Below are 18732 nucleotides of genomic sequence, written 5' to 3'. Positions count from 1 at the left end.
ATGGCTCAACAGCTGGCGATCATCGTGCTCGTGGACATCGGCAACGCGCTGAAGGCCAACTCTCTGCAGGACAACACCTACCTGTTCGACAACATGAAACTGCACGGTTCGGAGGGGCAGGGCACCGGTGACCTGGTGACCTCCATCCATGGCGCCTACTGGCGCGACGGGTCGCAGGCCACGGAACAGGTGCTCAACTGGCTGCCCTACAGCCTGGGTTCCATACCGCCGACCGTGCCGCGCGGTTACGAGGCGGACCGGGCCCGGCAGAGCGACTCCCAGGCCCTCGCGGAGCTGGACGCCCTCACCGCCAAGCCCGGCGACACCGGCGCCGACCCCGCGGCCGACCTGAAGAAGATCCGCAAGGCGGTCGGCACCCGGGTGAAGACCACCCGGCGTACCAAGGGCCGGCTTTCGGGACAGAAGCTCCTCGACGTCACCGGTGAGGTCGTCACCGACGCCACCGCGGGCGCGTTCAGCTACCCGGGGCCCGTGATCACCGACATCTACGGCCAGGCCGTCGACGAGAAGATCATGTACCCGGCGGAGTACGGCTCCCCCGACCTGGTCACCGACGGCTGGTACTGGTCCGCCACCGTCGACTCCTCCCGGCCCGGCACGTACGCGTACACGATGCGCATTCAGCTCCACAAGCTGGTGCAGCGGGGCAGTGAGACGCTCTGGGAGCCGGTGAACATGACCTGCGAGTCCAAGCTCAAGGTCACCACCGAGCCCAAGCGCAACGGCTTCACCGGCGCGGGCCTCGGTCAGCTGCCCATCGAGTCGTCGTCCAGGGGATCCGGTTTCGCGCAGGGGTCCGGTCCGCAAGAAGCCACCGCGTAGACGAGGAGCGGTAGATGACCACCAAGAAGAGGGCGGAGAACGGCATCGACAGGCGGCCCATCTCGATCACCGCCGTCGTGGACTGCGTGGGTGCTCTCGCCACCGGCACCCTGCAGGGCAACCTGTACTTCTACGACACCAACAAGGCCGGCGGCTCCACCGGGTTCGGCACCGAGCAGCTGCGCACCCGGGTCAAGGCCGGTGACCAACTGCTGTGGGGCGTCCTCGCCCTGGAGTGCGAGGCGTATCTGGCGATCGACGGCATCGACATCGACCACGACCTGGTCGAGCCGGAGCGCAAGGTGTACCCCGGTACCGATGTCGCGTACTGGATCGGGACGGTGAAGAAGGACGCCGTCGGGGAGATCGCCTACCAGGTCAAGTTCAAGGTCGGTTCGCGGGACGAGGCGATCACCACCAGCACGCTGTCCCCGAGCCTCGTCGGCTAGTTCCAGGAGGAGCGATGAGTACCAGCACCATCGGCAGGGCCGTGGAGCAGAAGCAGAACCCCGGCCAGCTGAACTCGGTCCAGCTCAACATCGTCACTCTGATCGACATGGAACGGGCGGCGGCGACCGGCTCGCTCGACGAGTCGATGTACATGATGGACAACAGCATCGGCGGCGACGGTCAGGGCACCCACCACCTGCAGACGGTCTGCAAGCAGGGACAGGTGCTGAACTGGATCGTGCGGCCCATCGACATGGAGAAGCGGCTCGACAACACCTGGCCGCCCATGCCGAAGATCAACAGCATTGTCTTCCTCGACACGGAGTCCGGCGACGAGGAGGACGTGGCGGAGCGGAAGATCTTCACGGAGCTGAAGATCTACGGGGCGCCTGACCGGATGCGCGACAAGTTCACCCCGGTCTACTACTACTGGGCGGGCACCATCCTGAGCACCGCCAAGCCCGGCCTGTACCGGTACCGCCTCGTGCTGGAGCTGGAGCAGGAGAACACCAGGGACAAGCTGTACCTGAACACCGGTCAGCACCCGTCGATCCGCGTCCTCGCGGTGTGAGCCGAATGCTCTGAACCCGACGCAGCGGGGCGGTGACCGGATGGTCGGGGCCGCCCCGCTGTGTCAGTGGTGCCGTGATGGTTCAGCCGCGGACGATGTTCTCGGCCTGGGGGCCCTTCTGGCCCTGGGTGATGTCGAAGGTCACCGTCTCGCCCTCGACGAGTTCACGGTAGCCATTGCCGGAGATGTTGCTGTAGTGGGCGAACACGTCAGGTCCGCCGCCGCTCTGCTCGATGAAGCCAAAGCCTTTTTCGGAGTTGAACCACTTCACGGTGCCGCTGGCCATACTGCTGTCCTTCATCTTCTGTCGCCCGGCTCGGAGACGGGCTGGGATGGTGTGGGTCTGCCCATGATCCTGAGCAGGCCCTGCACCGTCCTACCCCTGTTCGAACGCCGTCACACCAGCTTGACGAGAAGTCCGTAATGCTGTGGTTTCGGATGTGTGGACGTTGATCAGCCGGGTTCCGCCCTGTGCGGGTGGGGCATGCGCACGATAATGAGGGAGCGTCCTGTCCCCGCACGCGCGCGATGCACGTGGTGACGGCTGAACGGAGAGGCGGTCGGCGCCGCCTCGCGACACACGGAGAGCACATGGCGAAGTACACGTTCACCCCGGAAGCGGGCCACCGGCTCGAGGTTCCGCTGTCGGAGGAGCCGGACAAGGCGGCGGCCCAGCTCAAGGGTCGCCTCGAAGGGTTGGGGCTGACGCACGACCACTTCCAGGTCAGCGTCGAGGGGTCCAGGGTCGTCGTCGCCGGGGACGCCGCCATGCAGGAGCAGAAGGAGAAGATCCTGCTGGCTCTGGGCAACGTGGCGGGGGTCACGGAGGTCGAGGACCGGGTGTCGGCCGGCCAGGAGGGGATTGTCCCGCGCTTTTTCACCGTCCGGGACGGCGAGACCTTCGGCGACGTGGTCCTGCGGGCCTATGACGACCCCCATGCCGGAAAGCGGCTCCTGACCGCCAACCGTCCCCTCCTGACCGGCGAGGGTGACCTCTACCCCGGCCTGGTCCTGCGCGCCCCCGCGTAGCGCACGGCCGGTCAGCTACCGAGCGCCCGGTCCACCGTGCGGACCAGCTCCCCGTCCGGCGTGTCACCGTCCAGGGACCAGAACATCGCGCCGCCCAGCCCCTTGGCGCGAACGTAGGCCGACTTCCGGCGCAGGACCTGCGGGTCGTCATAGGTCCACAGGGTCGTGCCGTCGAAGAGCCAGGCGTGGCCGGCGCGGCGATCCCTGTACACCGTGTACATACCCGAACTCGCCCAGCCCTTCAGCTCTTTGTAGTCGGCGTAGCCGGCGGCCCACTGGGCGGGTGCCGGTGCGGCGGCGGGTTGGCCCAGGCCGTCGCCGCCGCCCGTGACGCCGGTCCAGCCCTGCCCGTAGAAGGGCATACCGACGACGAGTTTGCGGGCGGGTGCGCCGCGGCGCAGCCAGGCCTCGACCGTGCCGTCGACGCTGAAGTCGTCGCGGGCGTACAGGGCCGACTGCTGGGCGGTCGTCTTCTCGCCGCTGACGTGGAAGTCGTAACCTTGTAGGTTGACGAAGTCGAAGTCCTTCATGATCTTGCGGACCTCGAAGCCCGCGTCGATCTTCGCGGGAGCCGTCGGGACGAACGCGGAGAGCTCGTAGTGCTTGTGCCGCGTGCGGCCGTACGCGTCGAGCTGCTTGCGGAACTCGGCCACCAGAGCGGTGTAGTTCCGCTTGTCCTCGGGCCGGTACACGGTGTCCGTGTCGCCCTCGGAGCCCGGCCACTCCCAGTCGATGTCGATGCCGTCGAAGACGCCGGCCGCCGCCCCCTGGCCACCGCGGGCGCCGTCCTGGGGGAGGTTGCCCTTGATGTACAGGTCGATGCAGGACGCGACGAAGGCCTTGCGGGAGGCGGGGGTGCGGGCCGCGTCCGAGAAGTGCGTGGACCAGGACCAGCCGCCGAGGGAGATCATCGCCTTGAGGCCCCGGTTCTCGGCCTTCAGCTCGCGCAACTGGTTGAAGTTGCCCGCCAGGGCCTGGGTGTCGGTGTCGGCGACGCCGTCGACGGAGTTCTCCGCGTCGAGCGGGCGCTCGTAGTCGGCCCAGGGATCGGACTCGCCCGGCACGTTGCCCATCAGGCACGTGCCGTCCGGACTCGCGTTGCCGAAAGCGTAGTTGAGGTGGGTGAGACGGGCGGCCGCGCCGCTCTTCTTGAGGTCCTGGACCTGGAAGTCCCGTCCGTAGACGCCCCATTGAGTGAAGTAGCCGACGCGCCGGAGCGAGTCCCGGTGGCCGTCGTGGGCGGCCGCGGCGGGCGCGAAGGCCGCGAGGAGCGAGAGGGAACTGACGGCGACGGCCGCCCGGGTGAGAAGTCTTCGGCGCATGCGTGCGTGCATGGACGGGCTCATTCCTGTGAGGTGGCGACAGGGCGCGGTACAGGACAACTGGCGTGCACGCAGCTGAAGTTATTGGTCTGGACCACCAAGGTCAAGAGTCATGTCCCGTACTGCCGCGCCGCCCACCCGGGCCGGAGAGCCGGAGCTTCACCCGAGGTCGCCAGGGCCCCGACGCCCGGCGCGCACGTCGAGCACACGCGCTCCCGCCCGAACCGGCTTCGGCCGACTCGGGCGGGAGGTGCCCCCGGACGACGGGGGCTCAGAGGCAGGTTGTCAGGCCGCCGACACCTCGTCGGCGATCGTGCGGTCCTCGCCCACCGGGTGGGTCACCCGGTGCGCGAGCGCGGCGATCAGGCCACCGACCAGGGGCGCGACGATGAACAGCCACAGCTGCGAAAGAGCAGGACCACCGGCGAACAGGGCCGGGCCGAGGCTGCGCGCCGGGTTGACCGACGTGCCGGTCAGCGGAATGCCGACCAGGTGGATCACGGCGAGGGCGATACCGATCGGCAGGCCGTCGAAGCCGGTGACGGCGACCCGGTGCGTCACGGCGAGCACGACGAACACGAGGAGGAAGGTGAGGACGACCTCGGCGAGGAACGCGCCTCCGGTGTTGATGTGCACCGCGGACCGCGCTCCGTAGCCGTTGCTGCCGAAGGCGCCCTTGGCGTGGAAGCCGGGCACCTGCTTGGCCAGCAGGAAGAGGAGCGCCGCTCCGGCGATGCCGCCGACGAACTGGGCGACCCAGTAGCCGATCGCTGTGCGCACGTCGATGCGGCGCGCGCACAGCATGCCCAGCGTCACCGCCGGGTTGATGTGGCACCCGGAGATCGGTCCGAGCGCGTAGGCCAGGGCCAGCAGCGTGAAGCCGAAGGCCAGCGCGATGCCGAGGGTGCCGATGAATTCGACCCCCAGGACCGCGGAGCCCACGGCGAAGAAGACCAGGAGCAGAGTTCCGATGAACTCCGACGCCAACGCTCTCGTGCGCATCGCCACCACCCGCATACCTCGAGACCTCACGCGCCGAGCGATGAGATCAGTTGGGATCAGCCGTATGTAGAGCGTTGAGCCCGGTGGGTCGGAGCGCCTGCCGGGAGTGGCGATGCGGGGCCGAACGGGTGAATTCCGCGATCGGCTGGAGCGGATCGGTTTTCAGCTGTCCTGGGCGGGCAACGCGTGCAGCTTCGGCAGATTCACCACGATCGCCTCCTGCGTGCTGCGCGCGATGACGACCACGGCCTCGTCGGTAGGGTCCGGGTTCTCCTCGCGGTGCGGCACATACGGGGGTACGAAGATGTAGTCGCCCGGCGCGGTGCGCAGGCGGATCTCCTTCTCGCCGTCGCCCGCGTCCTCCAGGAAGACGAACTCCGGGTGTCCGCTGACCACGTAGATGGCGGTCTCCGACTCGCCGTGATGGTGGTCGGAGGAGGACGTCGCGGGGGCGACATGGGTCTGGCCCATCCAGAGCTTCTCCGAGCCCACGGCGCTGCCGCTGACGGCGGCGAAACGGCGCATGCCGCCCGTCTGGGCGGTGTCGCCGTCCAGGGAGTCCGCGCGGATGTGGTGCAGGCGGCTCTGCGGCGGGGTGGCCGGAAGCTCCGGGGCGTCGTGGAGATGCGGGTGGAAACCTTCGCCAGGGGTGGTCAGCGCATCACTCATGGCCGGGACGCTAGAGCGCGCCCGAAAAGGATGTCAAGCGGTGTCCATCGGCTCTCACCTGCGGCAATGTTCCCGCAACCGAACGGGCCAGGGAGAAGGCCTTGCCGCAGCAGGGGGTTCGGGCATGATGTGTGCATGCATATCTCCGCGAAGGCGGACTACGCGACACGGGCACTCCTCGAGCTCGCCCGAAAACTCGATCGTCCGCTGGCTGGTGCGCAGTCGGCGAGGGCGGTTACTGGCTGGGCGTCCGCGCCGAGGTGGTCACCCGCATCGATGTCGCGCGGGCTGTCGACGGCGGGTTGATCACCTTGCGCGGCGAACCGCGGGCGCAGGGTCACAGGAGCGCCGCGTGACGGAGCTCGAAGTCGTCGAGTACACCGACCCGTTGTGCCCCTCGGCCTGGGGCTCCGAGCCCACGTTCCGGCGCCTGCGGGCGGCTCTCGACGGACGGGTCCGCTGGCGCAGGGCGTACTGCATCCTGTTCGCCGCCGCCGCCGCCGACGACGATGACCCGCCGCCACCCGACCCGGTGGCAAGGACGGTCCGGTACGCCCGCTACGTCGAGGAGATCTGCCGCCACACGAAAGCGCCCCGCGCGGCACTGCTGTTCCGGGTCGCCGCGAGTTCCTGGCCCGCGTCCCTGACCGCCAAGGCGGCGGAGCTGCAGGGGAGTTGTGTCGCGGACCGGGTGCTGCGGCGACTGCGCGAGACCATGTTCGTGACGGGCCGTCCCGCCGACAGGCCCCACTCCGCTCTGTTCGCCGTACAGGGAGTGCCGGATCTGGATCCGGAGCGACTGCGGGCCGACGCGGCCTCCGACGCCGTACGGGAGCGCGTGCGGGCCGACCGCGCGGAGGCACGCCGACCGGTCCCCGAGGTGCTCCGTGTCGACTCCGACTCGCCGCACCCCGGCGCGGCTGAGGAGACCGCGGACGGTCAACTCCGGTACGCCTTGCCGACATTGCTGTTCCGCACCGCCGATGACCGCCGATGACCGCCGATGACCGCCGATGACCGCCGAGTCGTGCCCGGCTGGCGCCCCTACGAGGAGTACGCCGCGGCGGTCGAGGAGCTGAGCCCCGGCCTGCTGCCGAAGGCCGCGCCGACGCTGCCCGCGGCGCAGGCGCTCCGGCACCACCTCAGCCTCACCGGGCCCGAGAGCCGGGCGCTGACGACCGGCCACTGGCCGCCGCCGGGCGCGGTGCGCGCCGACACCGCGGGCGGCCCGCTGTGGCTGCAGCCCGGAGATGCCCGGAGCCGCCCCCGCTACGCGCAGGGCGCACCCGACGCTCCCTGACGAGCTGATCGACCAGCAGTACCGCTCGGTGGCGGCCGAGGTCGTCACGTTTCTCGGAACGTGGTTCGCGCGGGCGGACGGGATCGTGACCGGCTGGGGGACAGGCCGGTTTGGACACACTCGGGGTGTGTCTGGCAGGGTCGCCGGACCGTTCCCCTATGAAGACCGGAAGGACGTGGCGCGGTGACCGAGGTGAGCACTCGCAGTGTCCAGGAGGCCGCTGCGGTGGAGCAGCTCCGTGCGAGCACCACGACGCTCGACATCCCCCAGGGTTTCGATCTGTGGCAGCCGGAGGAGATGGAGGACTGGCTGAGCGAGGTGGAGGACGACCCGGACGTCTCGGACGCCGACTTCTACGAAGCCCGCCAGGCGGTCCACGGCGCGATGGGCAAGCACGCCGACTGACACTGGCTGACGCTGCCTGAATTCCGACTCAGACGCGCGGAAGGCCGGACGTCGTGGGTGACGTCCGGCCGGGTTCCGCAGGGCAGGTGCGCTCGCGTCAGCTCTTGGGCATGAGCACCGAGTCGATGATGTAGACGTTGGCGTTGGCGGTCTTCACGTTGCCGCAGACCACGTTGGCCGAGTCGTTGACCTTGTAGGACTCACCGGAACCCGACGTGGTGAGCTTGGACTTCTCCAGCGTCTCGAACGAGCCCTTCTCCAGGTCCTTGGGTGCCAGCTGCCGGCCCACCACGTGGTACGTGAGGATCTTGGTGAGCATGGCCTTGTCGTTGAGAACCTTGTCCAGGTCCGCCTTCGGGATCTTGGCGAAGGCGTCGTTGGTGGGGGCGAACACCGTGATGTTCTTCGCGTTGTTGAGGGTGTCGACGAGGCCGGCCTTCTTCACGGCCGTCACCAGGGTGGAGAGCGCGGGGTTGTTGGAGGCGGCCGTGGCGACGGGGTCCTTGGCCATGCCGTCGAAGGAGCCGGAGCCGTTCTTGGGCACCGAGGAACAGCCCGGACCGAACGGCTCGCTCATGGTGGCCGTGTCGCCGGAAGGGCTGGCCATGTCCGATGCCTTGGAGGAGCCGGCCGAGGCGCCGTCGGACGCCTTGTCCTTGGAGTCGCTGTCGGAGCAGGCGGTCAGGGCCAGGGGCAGGACGGCGCTGACGGTGACCGCAACGGCGATACGACGGATTCGAGTGCGCATGGCAACTCCTCAACGAGGTGGTTCACAAAGGCGATCTGCCTTCGTCGCGGGGAATCCGGACCTGATGGCCACGCGGATTGGTGTCTCGCCCGGATGAGTGAAATCCGGTGTGCGGGAGCCGCGCCGATCAGTCGACGGTGACGACCACGGAATGCCATCCGGAGGCACCATCGGGAATGGTCGGGGCGCGCTTGTCGGTCTGGGTCACACCGGTGCGGTCGGTGGCCCGTACGGTCAGCGTGTGGCCGCCCTTGGTGGCCTGCCAGGGGTAGGACCACTGGCGCCAGGTGTCGCGGGTGTCCTCGGCGGCGAGGCGGGCCTCTTCCCAGGGCCCGTCGTCGACGCGGACCTCGACCTTGTCGATGCCGCGGTGCTGGGCCCAGGCGACCCCCGCGACCATGACGGTGCCGGTCTTCGGGCGGGCGAACGGCTTGGGCGTGTCGATCCGCGACTCGGTCTTGATGGGGGCCTGCCTGGCCCAGTCCCGCTTGACCCAGTAGGAGTCGTAGGAGTCGAAAGTGGTCAGCTCGATGTCCTGGATCCATTTGCAGGCGGAGACATAGCCGTAGAGGCCGGGCACCACCATGCGGACGGGAAAGCCGTGCGCGAACGGCAGCGGCTGCCCGTTCATGCCGACGGCGAGCAGGGCGTCACGGCCGTCCATCACGTCCTCGACGGGGCTGCCGATGGTCATGCCGTCGACGGAGCGGGCCACGAGCTGGTCGGCGGGGCCGCCCGCGGACGGCGGACGTACCCCGCACCGCTCGAGCAGGTCGGTCAGGCGGACGCCGATCCAGCGGGCGTTGCCGACGTAGGGGCCGCCGACTTCGTTGGATACGCAGGTCAGGGTGATGTCGCGTTCGAGCAGGGGCATTTTCAGCAAGTCGGCGAAGGAGACGGTCAGTTCGCGTGCGACGCCCTTGCCGTGGATGCGGAGCTTCCAGGTGGTGGCGTCGACCTTCGGCACGGTCAGGGCGGTGTCGACGCGGTAGAAGTCGCCGTTCGGGGTCATGAACGGGCTGATGCCGCCGATCCGCAGTGCGGCGCCGCGGGGCACGGGCGCGGCCTTCGACGCGGGAGCGGGCAGTACGACGTCGTCGCGTGAGGCGGCCGCGTCCCGGCCCTGGGAGCCGCTGAGCGCCCGGCCGGCGAGGCCCGCGCCGGTGGAGGCGGCGGCAGCCGCGGTGGCGGCGATGAGGAAGCCCCGCCGGTCCCAGCCCGGCTCCCCGGTGGCGGCGCCCTGATCGTGGGTCCCCTCGACCGGTGCGAGGCGTCCGACCAGCCAGTACAGCAGGGCGGCGCCGACCACGGCACCCGCGCCGGACGGCAGGGCATCGGTGAAGCTCGTCGAGTCGGGCCGGTTGACCGCGGCAAGACCGCCGACGACACCGAACGCGAGGACCCCGGCCGAGCCGGTCAGCCGCCACCGGGTGGCCAGCATGCCCAGGGCGAGCGCCAGCAGGGTCAGCACGGCGAGGATGCCGAGCTGCAGCACGAGTTTGTCGTCCGTGCCGAACTGGCGGATCGCCCAGTCCTTGACCGGGGGCGGGGTGCGATCGATCGCCGCGCCGCCGACCGCGATGACCGGCCCCGCTTCGGGCCGTACGGCGGCGGCGACCAGTTCGGCGACAGCGATCGCCGCGTATCCGGCGAGCAGGCCGCTCAGTGCGCCCAGCGACAGGCGGGAGATGCCGCGGAGCGGCTGGTGAGTTGCGTCGTCCATGTCCGGGAATCCGTCCCCGCGGCCCGCTCGGATTGGTCGTTCACGCCTTAGGGCCAACGCCGCCGCGATCGTCCGAAGAGAAGGTGACCGTTCCGGGGCAATCCACGGCGGCGTCCGCTCCGGATCACAGGTGAGAGCCCCCGACGGGGGCCGGGCGAAAGGAGCACGATGCCCGACGGGACGGGACGGCGCACAGCGGTCGTCGGCAGCGGAGTGGCCGGGCTGACGGCGGCGCACATTCTCAGCCGCTCCCACCAGGTGAGTCTGTACGAGGCCGACGACCGGCTCGGCGGGCACGCGCACACCCACGACGTGGCCTCGGCCGACGGCCGGGTGCACCGCGTCGACTCCGGGTTCATCGTGCACAACCGCCGTACGTACCCGAACCTGCTGCGGCTCTTCTCCGAACTCGGCGTCGCCACACAGGAGTCGGAGATGAGCATGTCCGTCCGGTGCGAGGGCTGCGGCCTGGAGTACGCCGGAGCACGCGGCGCGCGCGGCCTGTTCGCCCGACCGGGCAACGCGCTCCGGGCACCGTATCTGCGGATGCTGGCCGAGGTGCCGCGCTTCTACCGGGCGGCCCGCCGCGCCCTGGAGTCGTCGTTCTCGCAGGCCGGCGAGGACTCACCAGCCCCGGACACACTGCGTGAGTTCATTGCCGCCGAGCGCTTCTCTCCCTACTTTGTCGCCCACTTCCTTACGCCGCTGGTCTCCGCCGTCTGGTCCTGCGACGCCCGTACGGCGCACGCGTACCCGGCAGCCCACCTCTTCCGGTTCCTCGACCACCACGGGATGCTCGCGGTGAGCGGATCACCGGTATGGCGCACCGTGACGGGAGGCTCGCGCACCTACGTGGAGCGCGTCGCCAAGAACCTCGGCGCCGTGCACGCGGCCACCCCCGTGCGCGCGGTGAGTCGGCACGCGGCAGGCGTCGACATCAGCACCGACCGGCTCGGGACGGTGACGTACGACGCCGTGGTCCTCGCGGTCCACCCCGACCAGGCGCTGCGCCTGCTCTCCGACGCCGACGGGCGGGAACGCGACGTCCTGGGCGCCTTCCGCTACTCCCGCAACCCGACGCTCCTGCACACCGACACCACTGTCCTGCCGCGCAGCACGGGAGCCAGAGCCTCCTGGAACTACCTGATGCCGTCGTGCGACACGGACGCGGCGGCGGTACGGGTCAGCTACGACATGAACCGGCTGCAGCGCCTTCAGGCCCCGGAGCGGTTCCTCGTGACCCTCAACGGCGCGGATCGCGTGGATCCGTGCCGGGTCCTGGCGAGCATGGTGTACGAACACCCGGTGTTCACGCCCGAGTCGGTCGCCGCGCAACGCCGGCTGCACGAACTGAACGGACCTGTCACGGCGTTCGCCGGTGCCTACGGCGGCTGGGGCTTCCATGAGGACGGCTGCCGCTCGGGCGTCGAGGCCGCCGCCGCGCTGGGGGTGCCCTGGTGATCCGCACCCCCGCGCTCTACCCCTGCACCGTCGCGCACGTCCGCACGGGCCCGGTCCGCCACACCCTGCGCCACCGCACCTACATGTGGCTCGTCGACATCGACCGCCCACCCCGCCTCGCGTACCCTCTGCGCTGGTTCGCCCACTTCGACGCCCGTGACCATCTCGGCGGCGACGGCACCACCCTGCGCGAACGGCTCGGCGCCTTCCTCGCGGCGCGGGGCATCGACCTGGCCGCCACGGACCGCGTGGCCATGCTGGCCCACGCGCGCGTGCTCGGCCACGTCTTCAACCCGCTCACCCTCTACTGGTGCCGCGCGTCCGACGGAACCCCCCGCTGCGTCGTCGCCGAAGTCCACAACACGTACGGCGAACGCCACTGCTACGTACTGCACCCCGACCACCAGGGCGAGGCAGAGGTGGACAAGGAGTTCTACGTGTCACCGTTCAACGCCGTCGAGGGCCGCTACCGCATGCGGCTGCCGACGCCGGGCGCGCAACTGCGGCTGACGGTGCGGCTGGACAACCCCGGCGCGCCGCCGTTCACCGCGACGGTCCGCGGCGAGCGACGCCCCGCGACTCCGCTCGCTGTCACGCGCACCGTCCTGCGGCACCCGCTGGCCACCTACGCGGTGTCCGCCGCGATCCGGATGCACGGCATACGTCTCCTGCTGCGCGGTCTGCGCCCTCGGCCGCGCCCGCGCCACCAGGTCCAGAAAGGCATGCGATGACCCTCATCTCCACCGGGGCCCCGGCCCTGCCCCGCACCGGAGCGGACGCGGCACGCTGGCCCGATGTCGCGGCGCTGCCCCGTGCCTCCGGCGCCCGCACGGCCGTCGCGCGCGCGGTCGTCCGCTCCGCCCTGAACCGGCTGCCCCTTCGGGTGCGGTACGCCGGCCAGGACACCGTCGGCCTGGGCGGCCCCCTGCTCGCGGTGCGTGATCCGGCGGCCTTCCACCGCCGCATCGGCGCCCAAGGCCTCATCGGCTTCGGCGAGTCGTACCTGGCCGGGGAGTGGGAGGCCGATGACCTGGTCGGCGTGCTCACCGTCCTCGCCGAGCACGCGGCCACCCTGGTCCCGGGCCCGCTCCAGCGCCTGCGGGAGCTGTGGGCCCCACGCCGGCCCGCGTCGCAGCGCAACACCCTGGCCGGATCACGGGCGAACATCAGCCACCACTACGACCTGTCCAACGAGCTGTTCGCCCTCTTCCTCGACGACACGCTCACCTATTCCTCCGCGCTGTTCCGCAGTTTCCCCGCGCACCGATCCGTGCTGGCGGCCGCCCAGCAGCGCAAGATCGACCGGCTGCTCGACCTGGCCGCCGTCGGGGAGGGGACCAGGGTCCTGGAGATCGGTACCGGCTGGGGCGAACTCGCTCTGCGGGCCGCGGCGCGCGGCGCCCACGTCACGTCGCTGACCCTCTCGGCCGAACAACGCGACCTCGCCACGGCCCGGGTGCGGGACGCGGGACACGCGGACCGGGTCGCCATCGAGCTGTGTGACTACCGGGCGAGCACGGGCACGTACGACGCCGTGATCAGCGTCGAGATGATCGAGGCGGTCGGTGAGGAGTACTGGACCGGATACTTCCGCACCCTCGACGAGCGGCTCGCCGACGGTGGCCGGGCCGTCGTCCAGGCGATCACCATGCCGCACGACCGGATGCTGGCCAGCCGCCACACGTACACCTGGATCCACAAGTACATCTTCCCCGGCGGGCTGCTGCCGTCCGTCGACGTCATCGACCGAATCACCCGCGAACACACGGGGCTGCGCACAGCCCGCAGGGAAGGCCTCGCCCCGCACTACGCCGAGACGCTGCGGCTGTGGCGCGAGCGCTTCACCGAGCGCGCCGACGCGGTCGATGCCCTCGGCTTCGACGAGACGTTCCGCCGCATGTGGACGTTCTACCTCGCCTACTCCGAGGCCGGGTTCCGCTCCGGCTACCTCGACGTCCAGCAGTACCTGTTCACGAAGGAGCCCACCCGCCGATGAGCAATCCCGCCACTGCCCACAAGGGCGCCGCCGCGCGCCTCGCCGCGCTCGCCGATGACGCGTTCGGCGGGCCCCTGCCGCTGGCCCTGCGGACCTGGGACGGCAGCGAAGCGGGCCCGACGGGCACGTCGACGGTCGTCGTCCGCCACCGCCGCGCGCTGCGCCGCCTGCTGTGGCACCCGGGCGAACTGGGGCTCGCCCAGGCGTACGTCACCGGCGAGATCGATGTCGACGGCGACCTCGGCGAGGCCCTGCGCACCATGTGGCGGGCGGCCCGGGAACAGGCGGTGCACCGGCCACGGGTCTCCCTGGCCGACCGTGCCCGCGCGGTGCGCACGCTGATCCGCCTCGGCGCGCTCGGCCCGCCGCCCGCCCCGCCGGTCACCCAGTCCCGGCTGCGCGGCGCCCTGCACAGCAGGGCCCGCGACCGTGCCGCGATCAGCCACCACTACGACCTGTCGAACGCCTTCTACGGGTTCCTGCTGGACGACACGATGGCCTACTCGTGCGCGTTCTGGCCCGAGCCGGCGTCCGATGCGGAGCTGGCGCACGCCCAGCGGGCCAAGCTCGAACTCATCTGCCAGAAGCTTCAGTTGAGTCCGGGCGACCGGCTCCTCGACATCGGCTGCGGCTGGGGCGCGCTCACGCTGTACGCCGCCGAGCACCACGACGTCCAGGTCGCCGCGGTCACGCTTGCCGCGGAACAGGCCACGTATGTCGAGGAGCAGGCTCGCGCACGCGGTCTGGAGAACCGGGTGGAGGTGCGCTGCCAGGACTACCGGGAGCCCGCGGGCGTCGGGTACGACGCGGTCGTGAGTATCGAGATGGGTGAGCACGTCGGCGACGCGGAGTACCCCGCCTTCGCCCGACTGCTGCACGACCGGACCAGGCCCGGCGGGCGGATCCTGCTCCAGCAGATGTCGCGCGGCCGGCAGGCGCCCGGCGGCGGCGCGTTCATCGAGGCCTTCATCGCACCCGACATGCACATGAGGCCACTGGGGGAGACGGTGACGCTCATCGAAGGAGCGGGTCTCGAGGTGGTGGGTGTGGAGGCGATGCGCGAGCACTACGTCCATACCGTCGCCGCGTGGCTGCGGACCCTGGAAGAGGGTTGGGACGAGGCCGTGCGGCTGATCGGTGAGGAGGGGGCCCGGGTGTGGCGCCTGTATCTCGTCGGCGGCGGACTCGCCTTCGAGCAAGGCCGGATGGGCGTCGACCAGATGCTGGCCGTACGCCCCGAATTCCCGGCGGGGGCGGGCTCATGAACGGCTTCCCCTGGGCGGCCTTCGCCCTGAACATCGGCGCATCCGCGGCCTCGGTCCTGATCGTGGTGCTGGCCGCCTTCGCCGTCGGCGTCCGCACAGGTCGGCACCGGGGCGTCGATGTGGCCTGGGGCGTCGGGTTCGCCGCGGTGGCCGCCACGACGTACGGACTCTCGGCGGGCGAAGGCGACGGCGCCCGCCGCGTCCTCGTGCTGCTCCTCACCGCGGTCTGGGGTCTGCGGCTCGCCCTGCACATCGCGTGGCGCTCCCGCGGCCACGGCGAGGACCCGCGCTACGACCGGTTGCTGGCCAAGGCACCGGGCAACCGCGTCCTCTACGCCCTGCGCATGGTGTATCTCCTCCAGGGCGCGCTGATCCTGCTGGTGTCGCTCCCGGTCCAGATCGCCTCATTCGCCCCCGCGGGCCTGTCCCCGATCACGATCGCCGGCGCCGTCGTGTGGGCCGTCGGCCTGTGCTTCGAAGCCGTCGGGGACCATCAACTGGCCCGCTTCAAGGCCGACCCCGCGCACCGCGGAAAGATCATGGACCGGGGTCTGTGGAGCTGGACCAGGCACCCGAACTACTTCGGGGACTTCTGTGTGTGGTGGGGTCTGTTCCTCCTGGCCTGCGAGGCCGGGCCGTGGCCGGCCGTCATCGCACTCGCCTCGCCACTGACCATGAGTTTCCTCCTCCTCAACGGGAGCGGGAAGCCCCTTTTGGAGCGGCACATGGCGGACCGCCCGGGGTATGCCGCGTACGCCGCGCGCACCAGCGGCTTCTTCCCGCGCCCGCCCCGGCGCCCGCGTGACTGAACCGGACGGCTCGGCCACGCGGGCAACCGCGTCAGGCAGGCAGCTGCATCAAAGCCACCGGCTGCGACGTCGGGTGCGGCGATCCGCCCGCCGGCTCGACCGTGATGCCCATACCGGACGCCCCGGCCACCGCACCGTCCATGAGGACGGTCTGCGCCGTGCGCCCAGGGTCCATCAGTCCGGCGGAGCGCATCGTGCCGTCGTCGTCGAACCACAACTGGTACACCTTGCCGCTCGGCGGCTGCGCCATGGACGCGGCCACGAACACCGCCTTGTCGCGTTCCTTGGAGACGACGACCGTGCCGCTCGCGCCGCCCGTCAGACGCGCCGTGCGCGCCTTGGCGTCGGGCGCCGCGAGGACGTCGGCCACCTGGTCCGTGGCCTGCTGCGCCTGCCGGGCCTCCTGCCGGGCGTCCCGGGCCTCCATGTGCTGCCACACCGTGGTCCCGCCGAGCGCGGCCACCGCGGCGAGGCAGGCGGCCAGCGTCCAGCGCGAGACCTGCCGGCCGCGCCGGGGCGCCCCGGTGACGCTCGTGCCCGCGGAGGTCCGCGGCGGCTCCTGGCGCACGCTGTCGATCCGGTGCAGGACCGACTCCTTGAAACCCTCGGGCGGTACGAGGCTGACGGCGAGCCCGAGCCGGGCCGCCGTGGCGGACAGCTCCCGTACTTCCTGGGCGCACGCCGGGCACGCGTCGAGGTGCCGCTCGAACTCGGCCTGCTCGGCCGGGTCGAGAGCGTGCAGGGCGTAGGCCCCGGTCAGTGTGTGCAGATCGGCGGTGGTCATGCGTTCACCCCCAGGCAGTCGCGCAGCCGGATCAGACCGTCCCGCAGCCGCGTCTTGATCGTGCCGAGCGGAACCGCCAGCAGTTCGGCGACCTGACTGTAGGTGAGGCCGCGGTAGTAGGCCAACGACACGGACTGCTTCTGGAGTTCGGTCAGCGTCCGCAGACAGCGCCGCAGCTGTTCCCGTTCGAGCCGCGTCTCCACCTCTTCGGTCACCTCGTCGAACTCGGGAGTCTGCGCCAGCAGCGCCGCCCGGTGGTCCCGGGCGGCGGCCGACTCCACGGAGCGGACCCGGTCGATGGCCCGGCGATGGGCCAGCGTCAGCACCCAGTTGATCGCCGTTCCGCGGTCGGTGCGGTAGCGGGCCGCGTTGCCCCACACCTCGACGAGCACCTCCTGGGCGACCTCCTCGGACTGCGCCCGGTCCCGCAGGACGGCGCGCACCACGCCGAGGACCGAACCCGCCACGGCGTCGTACACCGACGAGAAGGCGTCCTTGTCTCCCATCGCCACATCGGCCATGAGCTCCTCCAGGCTGGGCCCGGTTCCTGGCGCGGGCCCGATGTGGACGGCTTCCTTCACGTTCGAGACCTCCGAGCTCTGGCTGCGCACACATGTCATCACGGGTGCATTGGTAATACGGAGCCGCGGGGCGAGCGGATGGGTCGGGACGCGGACAACTTTCGCAGGGGGCACACCGTGCGTGCGGGCAGCCGGGTGTGCCCTGCGGTCAGGGCCGTACGAGACCGCGCGCGGGCCCGCGCTCCGCTGCGGAGGCGATGTTGCGGGCCATGCCGCCGAAGACCACGGAGTGGAAGGGCGCCACGCTCCACCAGTAGGCCTGACCTGCCAGGCCCCGGGGGTGGAACAGCGCCCGCTGACGGTAGCGGGACCGGTCGCCGTCCACCTGCTCCACGGTCAGCTCCAGCCAGGCGAGCCCCGGCAACCGCATCTCGGCCCGCAGCCGCAGCAGCCGGCCCGGCTCGATCTCCTCGACGCGCCAGAAGTCCAGCGAGTCGCCGACCCGGAGCCGGGCCGCGTCACGCCGCCCGCGTCGCAGCCCCACGCCGCCCATGGCCCGGTCGAGCCAGCCGCGCACCGCCCAGGCCAGGGGGAAGGAGTACCAGCCGTTCTCGCCGCCGATCCCTTCCACCACGTCCCACAGCCGCTGCGGTGACGCGTCGACCAGGCGCTCCCGCTCGTCCGTGTACAGGCTGCCGCCCGCCCAGTCCGGGTCCGTGGGCAGCGGATCGCTCGGCGCGCCCGGCAGCGCGGCCGAGGACCAGCGCGTGGCGACCTGTGCTTCCTGGATCCTGCGCAGCGCGAGCGCCACCGCCTCGTCGAAGCCGATCGGCGCCCCCGGCGGGTCCGGCACCCACTCGGCGATGTCGTGCTCGTGGCAGACGACCTCGTGGCGCAGCGACTCGCACAGCGGCCGGGCGATGGACGCGGGCACCGGTGTCACCAGGCCGACCCAGTGGCTCGACAGGCCGGGGGTGAGCATGGGCACCGGGAGCAGGAGCCGCCGGGGCAGCCGCGCCTCGGCCGCGTACCGGACCATCATGTCGCGGTAGGTGAGCACGTCGGGCCCGCCGAGGTCGAAGGCGCGGGAGACGTGCTCCGGCATCGTCGCGCTGCCGACGAGCGTGCGCAGCACGTCGCGCACCGCGATCGGCTGGATCCGGGTGTGCACCCAGCTCGGCGTCACCATCACGGGCAGCCGCTCGGTCAGATAGCGCAGCATCTCGAACGACGCCGAACCGGAACCGATGATCACGGCCGCGCGCAGCACCGTCGTCGGCACTCCGGAGGCGAGCAGGAGGTGACCCACCTCGGCGCGCGAGCGCAGGTGAGGCGAGAGCTCTCGCTCCGGAACTCCCTGCGGTGTGAGCCCGCCGAGATAAACGATGCGCCGCACACCGGCCCGGCGGGCCTGCTCACCGAAGATGCGGGCGGCCTCCCGGTCCGTCCGCTCGAAGTCGTCGCCCGTGCCCAGGGAGTGCACCAGGTAATAGGCGACGTCCACGCCGGCCATCGCCTCGGCGACCGAGTCCGCGTCCATGACGTCACCGCGCACGATCTCCGTGTCCTTGGCCCACGGGTGGTCGCGCAGTTTGCCGGGGGATCGCGCCAGACAGCGCACCCGGTGCCCCGCGGCGAGCAGTTCGGGCACCAACCGACCGCCGATGTAGCCACTCGCCCCGGTCACCAGGCACTGCATTGCGTCATCGGCCGCGTCCACGCCACTCCTCAGGTCGGTACGTACCCCCCCACCCACTGTGCAGCCCCGGGACGGCCCGCCAGTGGACCGGCGCGTCGGAGAATGCCGGGACCGGGAGCTTTCCGGACCCGGCAT

Annotated in this window: 19 protein-coding genes and 2 pseudogenes; 12 read left to right on the top strand and 9 right to left on the bottom strand. The window is 70.9% G+C overall.

The annotated features are described in order from the left end of the window. From ACIREE_RS03280 to ACIREE_RS03270, 3 genes are read left to right on the top strand one after another with little or no spacing between them, the layout of a single operon-like run. Positions 1 to 843, top strand: a complete 843-nt coding sequence (locus ACIREE_RS03280; RefSeq protein ID WP_404145449.1) for a hypothetical protein — start codon at positions 1 to 3, stop codon at positions 841 to 843. 14 nt (positions 844 to 857) lie between these two features. Next, on the top strand, positions 858 to 1292 hold the full coding sequence (locus tag ACIREE_RS03275; protein ID WP_404145447.1) for a hypothetical protein: 435 nt from the start codon (positions 858 to 860) through the stop codon (positions 1290 to 1292). A 14-nt stretch (positions 1293 to 1306) separates the two neighbouring features. Continuing rightward, on the top strand, positions 1307 to 1864 hold the full coding sequence (locus tag ACIREE_RS03270) for a hypothetical protein (RefSeq protein ID WP_404145445.1): 558 nt from the start codon (positions 1307 to 1309) through the stop codon (positions 1862 to 1864). Between the two features lie 82 nt (positions 1865 to 1946). On the opposite strand, the gene ACIREE_RS03265 is transcribed toward ACIREE_RS03270, so the two are convergent. Continuing rightward, positions 1947 to 2150: a cold-shock protein gene (locus ACIREE_RS03265; RefSeq protein ID WP_363193868.1), complete on the bottom strand. Its 204-nt coding sequence runs from the start codon at positions 2148 to 2150 to the stop codon at positions 1947 to 1949. 305 nt (positions 2151 to 2455) lie between these two features. Between ACIREE_RS03265 and ACIREE_RS03260 the strand changes: the two genes are divergently transcribed. After that, the gene (locus tag ACIREE_RS03260) at positions 2456 to 2893 is read left to right on the top strand and encodes a BON domain-containing protein (protein WP_404145441.1); all 438 of its coding nucleotides are present in this window, start codon (positions 2456 to 2458) and stop codon (positions 2891 to 2893) included. 11 nt (positions 2894 to 2904) lie between these two features. Here the strand turns inward: ACIREE_RS03260 and ACIREE_RS03255 are convergent, their stop codons facing one another. The 3 genes from ACIREE_RS03255 to ACIREE_RS03245 form a co-directional block, all read right to left on the bottom strand. Beyond that, a complete protein-coding gene (locus tag ACIREE_RS03255; RefSeq protein WP_404146783.1) occupies positions 2905 to 4215 on the bottom strand; it encodes a glycoside hydrolase family 18 protein in 1311 nt (436 codons plus the stop codon). A gap of 285 nt (positions 4216 to 4500) precedes the next feature. Continuing rightward, positions 4501 to 5217, bottom strand: a complete 717-nt coding sequence (locus ACIREE_RS03250) for an MIP family channel protein (RefSeq protein ID WP_404145438.1) — start codon at positions 5215 to 5217, stop codon at positions 4501 to 4503. Positions 5218 to 5379: 162 nt separating this feature from the next. Beyond that, positions 5380 to 5886: a cupin domain-containing protein gene (locus ACIREE_RS03245; RefSeq protein WP_404145434.1), complete on the bottom strand. Its 507-nt coding sequence runs from the start codon at positions 5884 to 5886 to the stop codon at positions 5380 to 5382. A gap of 135 nt (positions 5887 to 6021) precedes the next feature. Here ACIREE_RS03245 and ACIREE_RS03240 point away from each other — a divergent pair. The 3 genes and pseudogenes from ACIREE_RS03240 to ACIREE_RS03230 all read left to right on the top strand — a co-directional run. Then, a pseudogene (locus tag ACIREE_RS03240) lies at positions 6022 to 6212 on the top strand (transcriptional regulator); the annotation flags it as partial. A 26-nt stretch (positions 6213 to 6238) separates the two neighbouring features. Next, a pseudogene (locus tag ACIREE_RS03235) lies at positions 6239 to 7186 on the top strand (DsbA family protein). Positions 7187 to 7378: 192 nt separating this feature from the next. After that, positions 7379 to 7591 carry a hypothetical protein gene (locus tag ACIREE_RS03230; RefSeq protein ID WP_404145431.1) on the top strand — a complete coding sequence of 71 codons (213 nt, stop codon included), beginning with the start codon at positions 7379 to 7381 and terminating at the stop codon, positions 7589 to 7591. Between the two features lie 97 nt (positions 7592 to 7688). On the opposite strand, the gene ACIREE_RS03225 is transcribed toward ACIREE_RS03230, so the two are convergent. Further along, a complete protein-coding gene (locus ACIREE_RS03225) occupies positions 7689 to 8339 on the bottom strand; it encodes a fasciclin domain-containing protein (protein WP_404145428.1) in 651 nt (216 codons plus the stop codon). Positions 8340 to 8466: 127 nt separating this feature from the next. Beyond that, a complete protein-coding gene (locus ACIREE_RS03220; RefSeq protein ID WP_404145425.1) occupies positions 8467 to 10062 on the bottom strand; it encodes a molybdopterin-dependent oxidoreductase in 1596 nt (531 codons plus the stop codon). A gap of 168 nt (positions 10063 to 10230) precedes the next feature. Between ACIREE_RS03220 and ACIREE_RS03215 the strand changes: the two genes are divergently transcribed. From ACIREE_RS03215 to ACIREE_RS03195, 5 genes are read left to right on the top strand one after another with little or no spacing between them, the layout of a single operon-like run. Beyond that, positions 10231 to 11523, top strand: a complete 1293-nt coding sequence (locus ACIREE_RS03215; protein ID WP_404145422.1) for an NAD(P)/FAD-dependent oxidoreductase — start codon at positions 10231 to 10233, stop codon at positions 11521 to 11523. After that, the gene (locus ACIREE_RS03210; RefSeq protein WP_404146781.1) at positions 11523 to 12254 is read left to right on the top strand and encodes a DUF1365 domain-containing protein; all 732 of its coding nucleotides are present in this window, start codon (positions 11523 to 11525) and stop codon (positions 12252 to 12254) included. The genes ACIREE_RS03215 and ACIREE_RS03210 overlap by 1 nt, the downstream gene beginning before the upstream one ends. Continuing rightward, positions 12251 to 13519, top strand: a complete 1269-nt coding sequence (locus ACIREE_RS03205) for a class I SAM-dependent methyltransferase (protein WP_404145419.1) — start codon at positions 12251 to 12253, stop codon at positions 13517 to 13519. Before ACIREE_RS03210 ends, ACIREE_RS03205 begins: the two co-directional genes overlap by 4 nt. Further along, on the top strand, positions 13516 to 14784 hold the full coding sequence (locus tag ACIREE_RS03200; protein ID WP_404145416.1) for a class I SAM-dependent methyltransferase: 1269 nt from the start codon (positions 13516 to 13518) through the stop codon (positions 14782 to 14784). Before ACIREE_RS03205 ends, ACIREE_RS03200 begins: the two co-directional genes overlap by 4 nt. After that, positions 14781 to 15593: a DUF1295 domain-containing protein gene (locus ACIREE_RS03195; protein ID WP_404145413.1), complete on the top strand. Its 813-nt coding sequence runs from the start codon at positions 14781 to 14783 to the stop codon at positions 15591 to 15593. The genes ACIREE_RS03200 and ACIREE_RS03195 overlap by 4 nt, the downstream gene beginning before the upstream one ends. Before the next feature lie 31 nt (positions 15594 to 15624). Here the strand turns inward: ACIREE_RS03195 and ACIREE_RS03190 are convergent, their stop codons facing one another. From ACIREE_RS03190 to ACIREE_RS03180, 3 genes are all read right to left on the bottom strand, one after another. Then, complete coding sequence (locus tag ACIREE_RS03190) at positions 15625 to 16377, bottom strand: anti-sigma factor domain-containing protein (RefSeq protein WP_404145410.1); 753 nt, start codon at positions 16375 to 16377, stop codon at positions 15625 to 15627. Further along, on the bottom strand, positions 16374 to 16958 hold the full coding sequence (locus ACIREE_RS03185) for a sigma-70 family RNA polymerase sigma factor (RefSeq protein WP_404146778.1): 585 nt from the start codon (positions 16956 to 16958) through the stop codon (positions 16374 to 16376). Before ACIREE_RS03185 ends, ACIREE_RS03190 begins: the two co-directional genes overlap by 4 nt. Before the next feature lie 148 nt (positions 16959 to 17106). Continuing rightward, the gene (locus tag ACIREE_RS03180; protein WP_404146775.1) at positions 17107 to 18597 is read right to left on the bottom strand and encodes an SDR family oxidoreductase; all 1491 of its coding nucleotides are present in this window, start codon (positions 18595 to 18597) and stop codon (positions 17107 to 17109) included. Positions 18598 to 18732: the final 135 nt, after the last annotated feature.

The sequence above is a fragment of the Streptomyces sp. NPDC102467 genome (assembly GCF_044765445.1).
Taxonomy (GTDB): Bacteria; Actinomycetota; Actinomycetes; order Streptomycetales; family Streptomycetaceae; genus Streptomyces.
This window is presented reverse-complemented; position numbering and strand designations above follow the sequence as displayed.

Excerpts from the sequence above, each read along its gene's own strand:
- ACIREE_RS03280 (WP_404145449.1), top strand. The coding sequence starts at position 1 with ATGGCTCAACAGCTGGCGATCATCGTGCTCGTGGACATCGGCAACGCG.
- ACIREE_RS03275 (WP_404145447.1), top strand. The coding sequence starts at position 858 with ATGACCACCAAGAAGAGGGCGGAGAACGGCATCGACAGGCGGCCCATC.
- ACIREE_RS03270 (WP_404145445.1), top strand. The coding sequence starts at position 1,307 with ATGAGTACCAGCACCATCGGCAGGGCCGTGGAGCAGAAGCAGAACCCC.
- ACIREE_RS03265 (WP_363193868.1), bottom strand. The coding sequence starts at position 2,150 with ATGGCCAGCGGCACCGTGAAGTGGTTCAACTCCGAAAAAGGCTTTGGC.
- ACIREE_RS03260 (WP_404145441.1), top strand. The coding sequence starts at position 2,456 with ATGGCGAAGTACACGTTCACCCCGGAAGCGGGCCACCGGCTCGAGGTT.
- ACIREE_RS03255 (WP_404146783.1), bottom strand. The coding sequence starts at position 4,215 with ATGCGCCGAAGACTTCTCACCCGGGCGGCCGTCGCCGTCAGTTCCCTC.
- ACIREE_RS03250 (WP_404145438.1), bottom strand. The coding sequence starts at position 5,217 with ATGCGCACGAGAGCGTTGGCGTCGGAGTTCATCGGAACTCTGCTCCTG.
- ACIREE_RS03245 (WP_404145434.1), bottom strand. The coding sequence starts at position 5,886 with ATGAGTGATGCGCTGACCACCCCTGGCGAAGGTTTCCACCCGCATCTC.
- ACIREE_RS03225 (WP_404145428.1), bottom strand. The coding sequence starts at position 8,339 with ATGCGCACTCGAATCCGTCGTATCGCCGTTGCGGTCACCGTCAGCGCC.
- ACIREE_RS03220 (WP_404145425.1), bottom strand. The coding sequence starts at position 10,062 with ATGGACGACGCAACTCACCAGCCGCTCCGCGGCATCTCCCGCCTGTCG.
- ACIREE_RS03215 (WP_404145422.1), top strand. The coding sequence starts at position 10,231 with ATGCCCGACGGGACGGGACGGCGCACAGCGGTCGTCGGCAGCGGAGTG.
- ACIREE_RS03205 (WP_404145419.1), top strand. The coding sequence starts at position 12,251 with ATGACCCTCATCTCCACCGGGGCCCCGGCCCTGCCCCGCACCGGAGCG.
- ACIREE_RS03200 (WP_404145416.1), top strand. The coding sequence starts at position 13,516 with ATGAGCAATCCCGCCACTGCCCACAAGGGCGCCGCCGCGCGCCTCGCC.
- ACIREE_RS03195 (WP_404145413.1), top strand. The coding sequence starts at position 14,781 with ATGAACGGCTTCCCCTGGGCGGCCTTCGCCCTGAACATCGGCGCATCC.
- ACIREE_RS03190 (WP_404145410.1), bottom strand. The coding sequence starts at position 16,377 with ATGACCACCGCCGATCTGCACACACTGACCGGGGCCTACGCCCTGCAC.
- ACIREE_RS03180 (WP_404146775.1), bottom strand. The coding sequence starts at position 18,597 with ATGCAGTGCCTGGTGACCGGGGCGAGTGGCTACATCGGCGGTCGGTTG.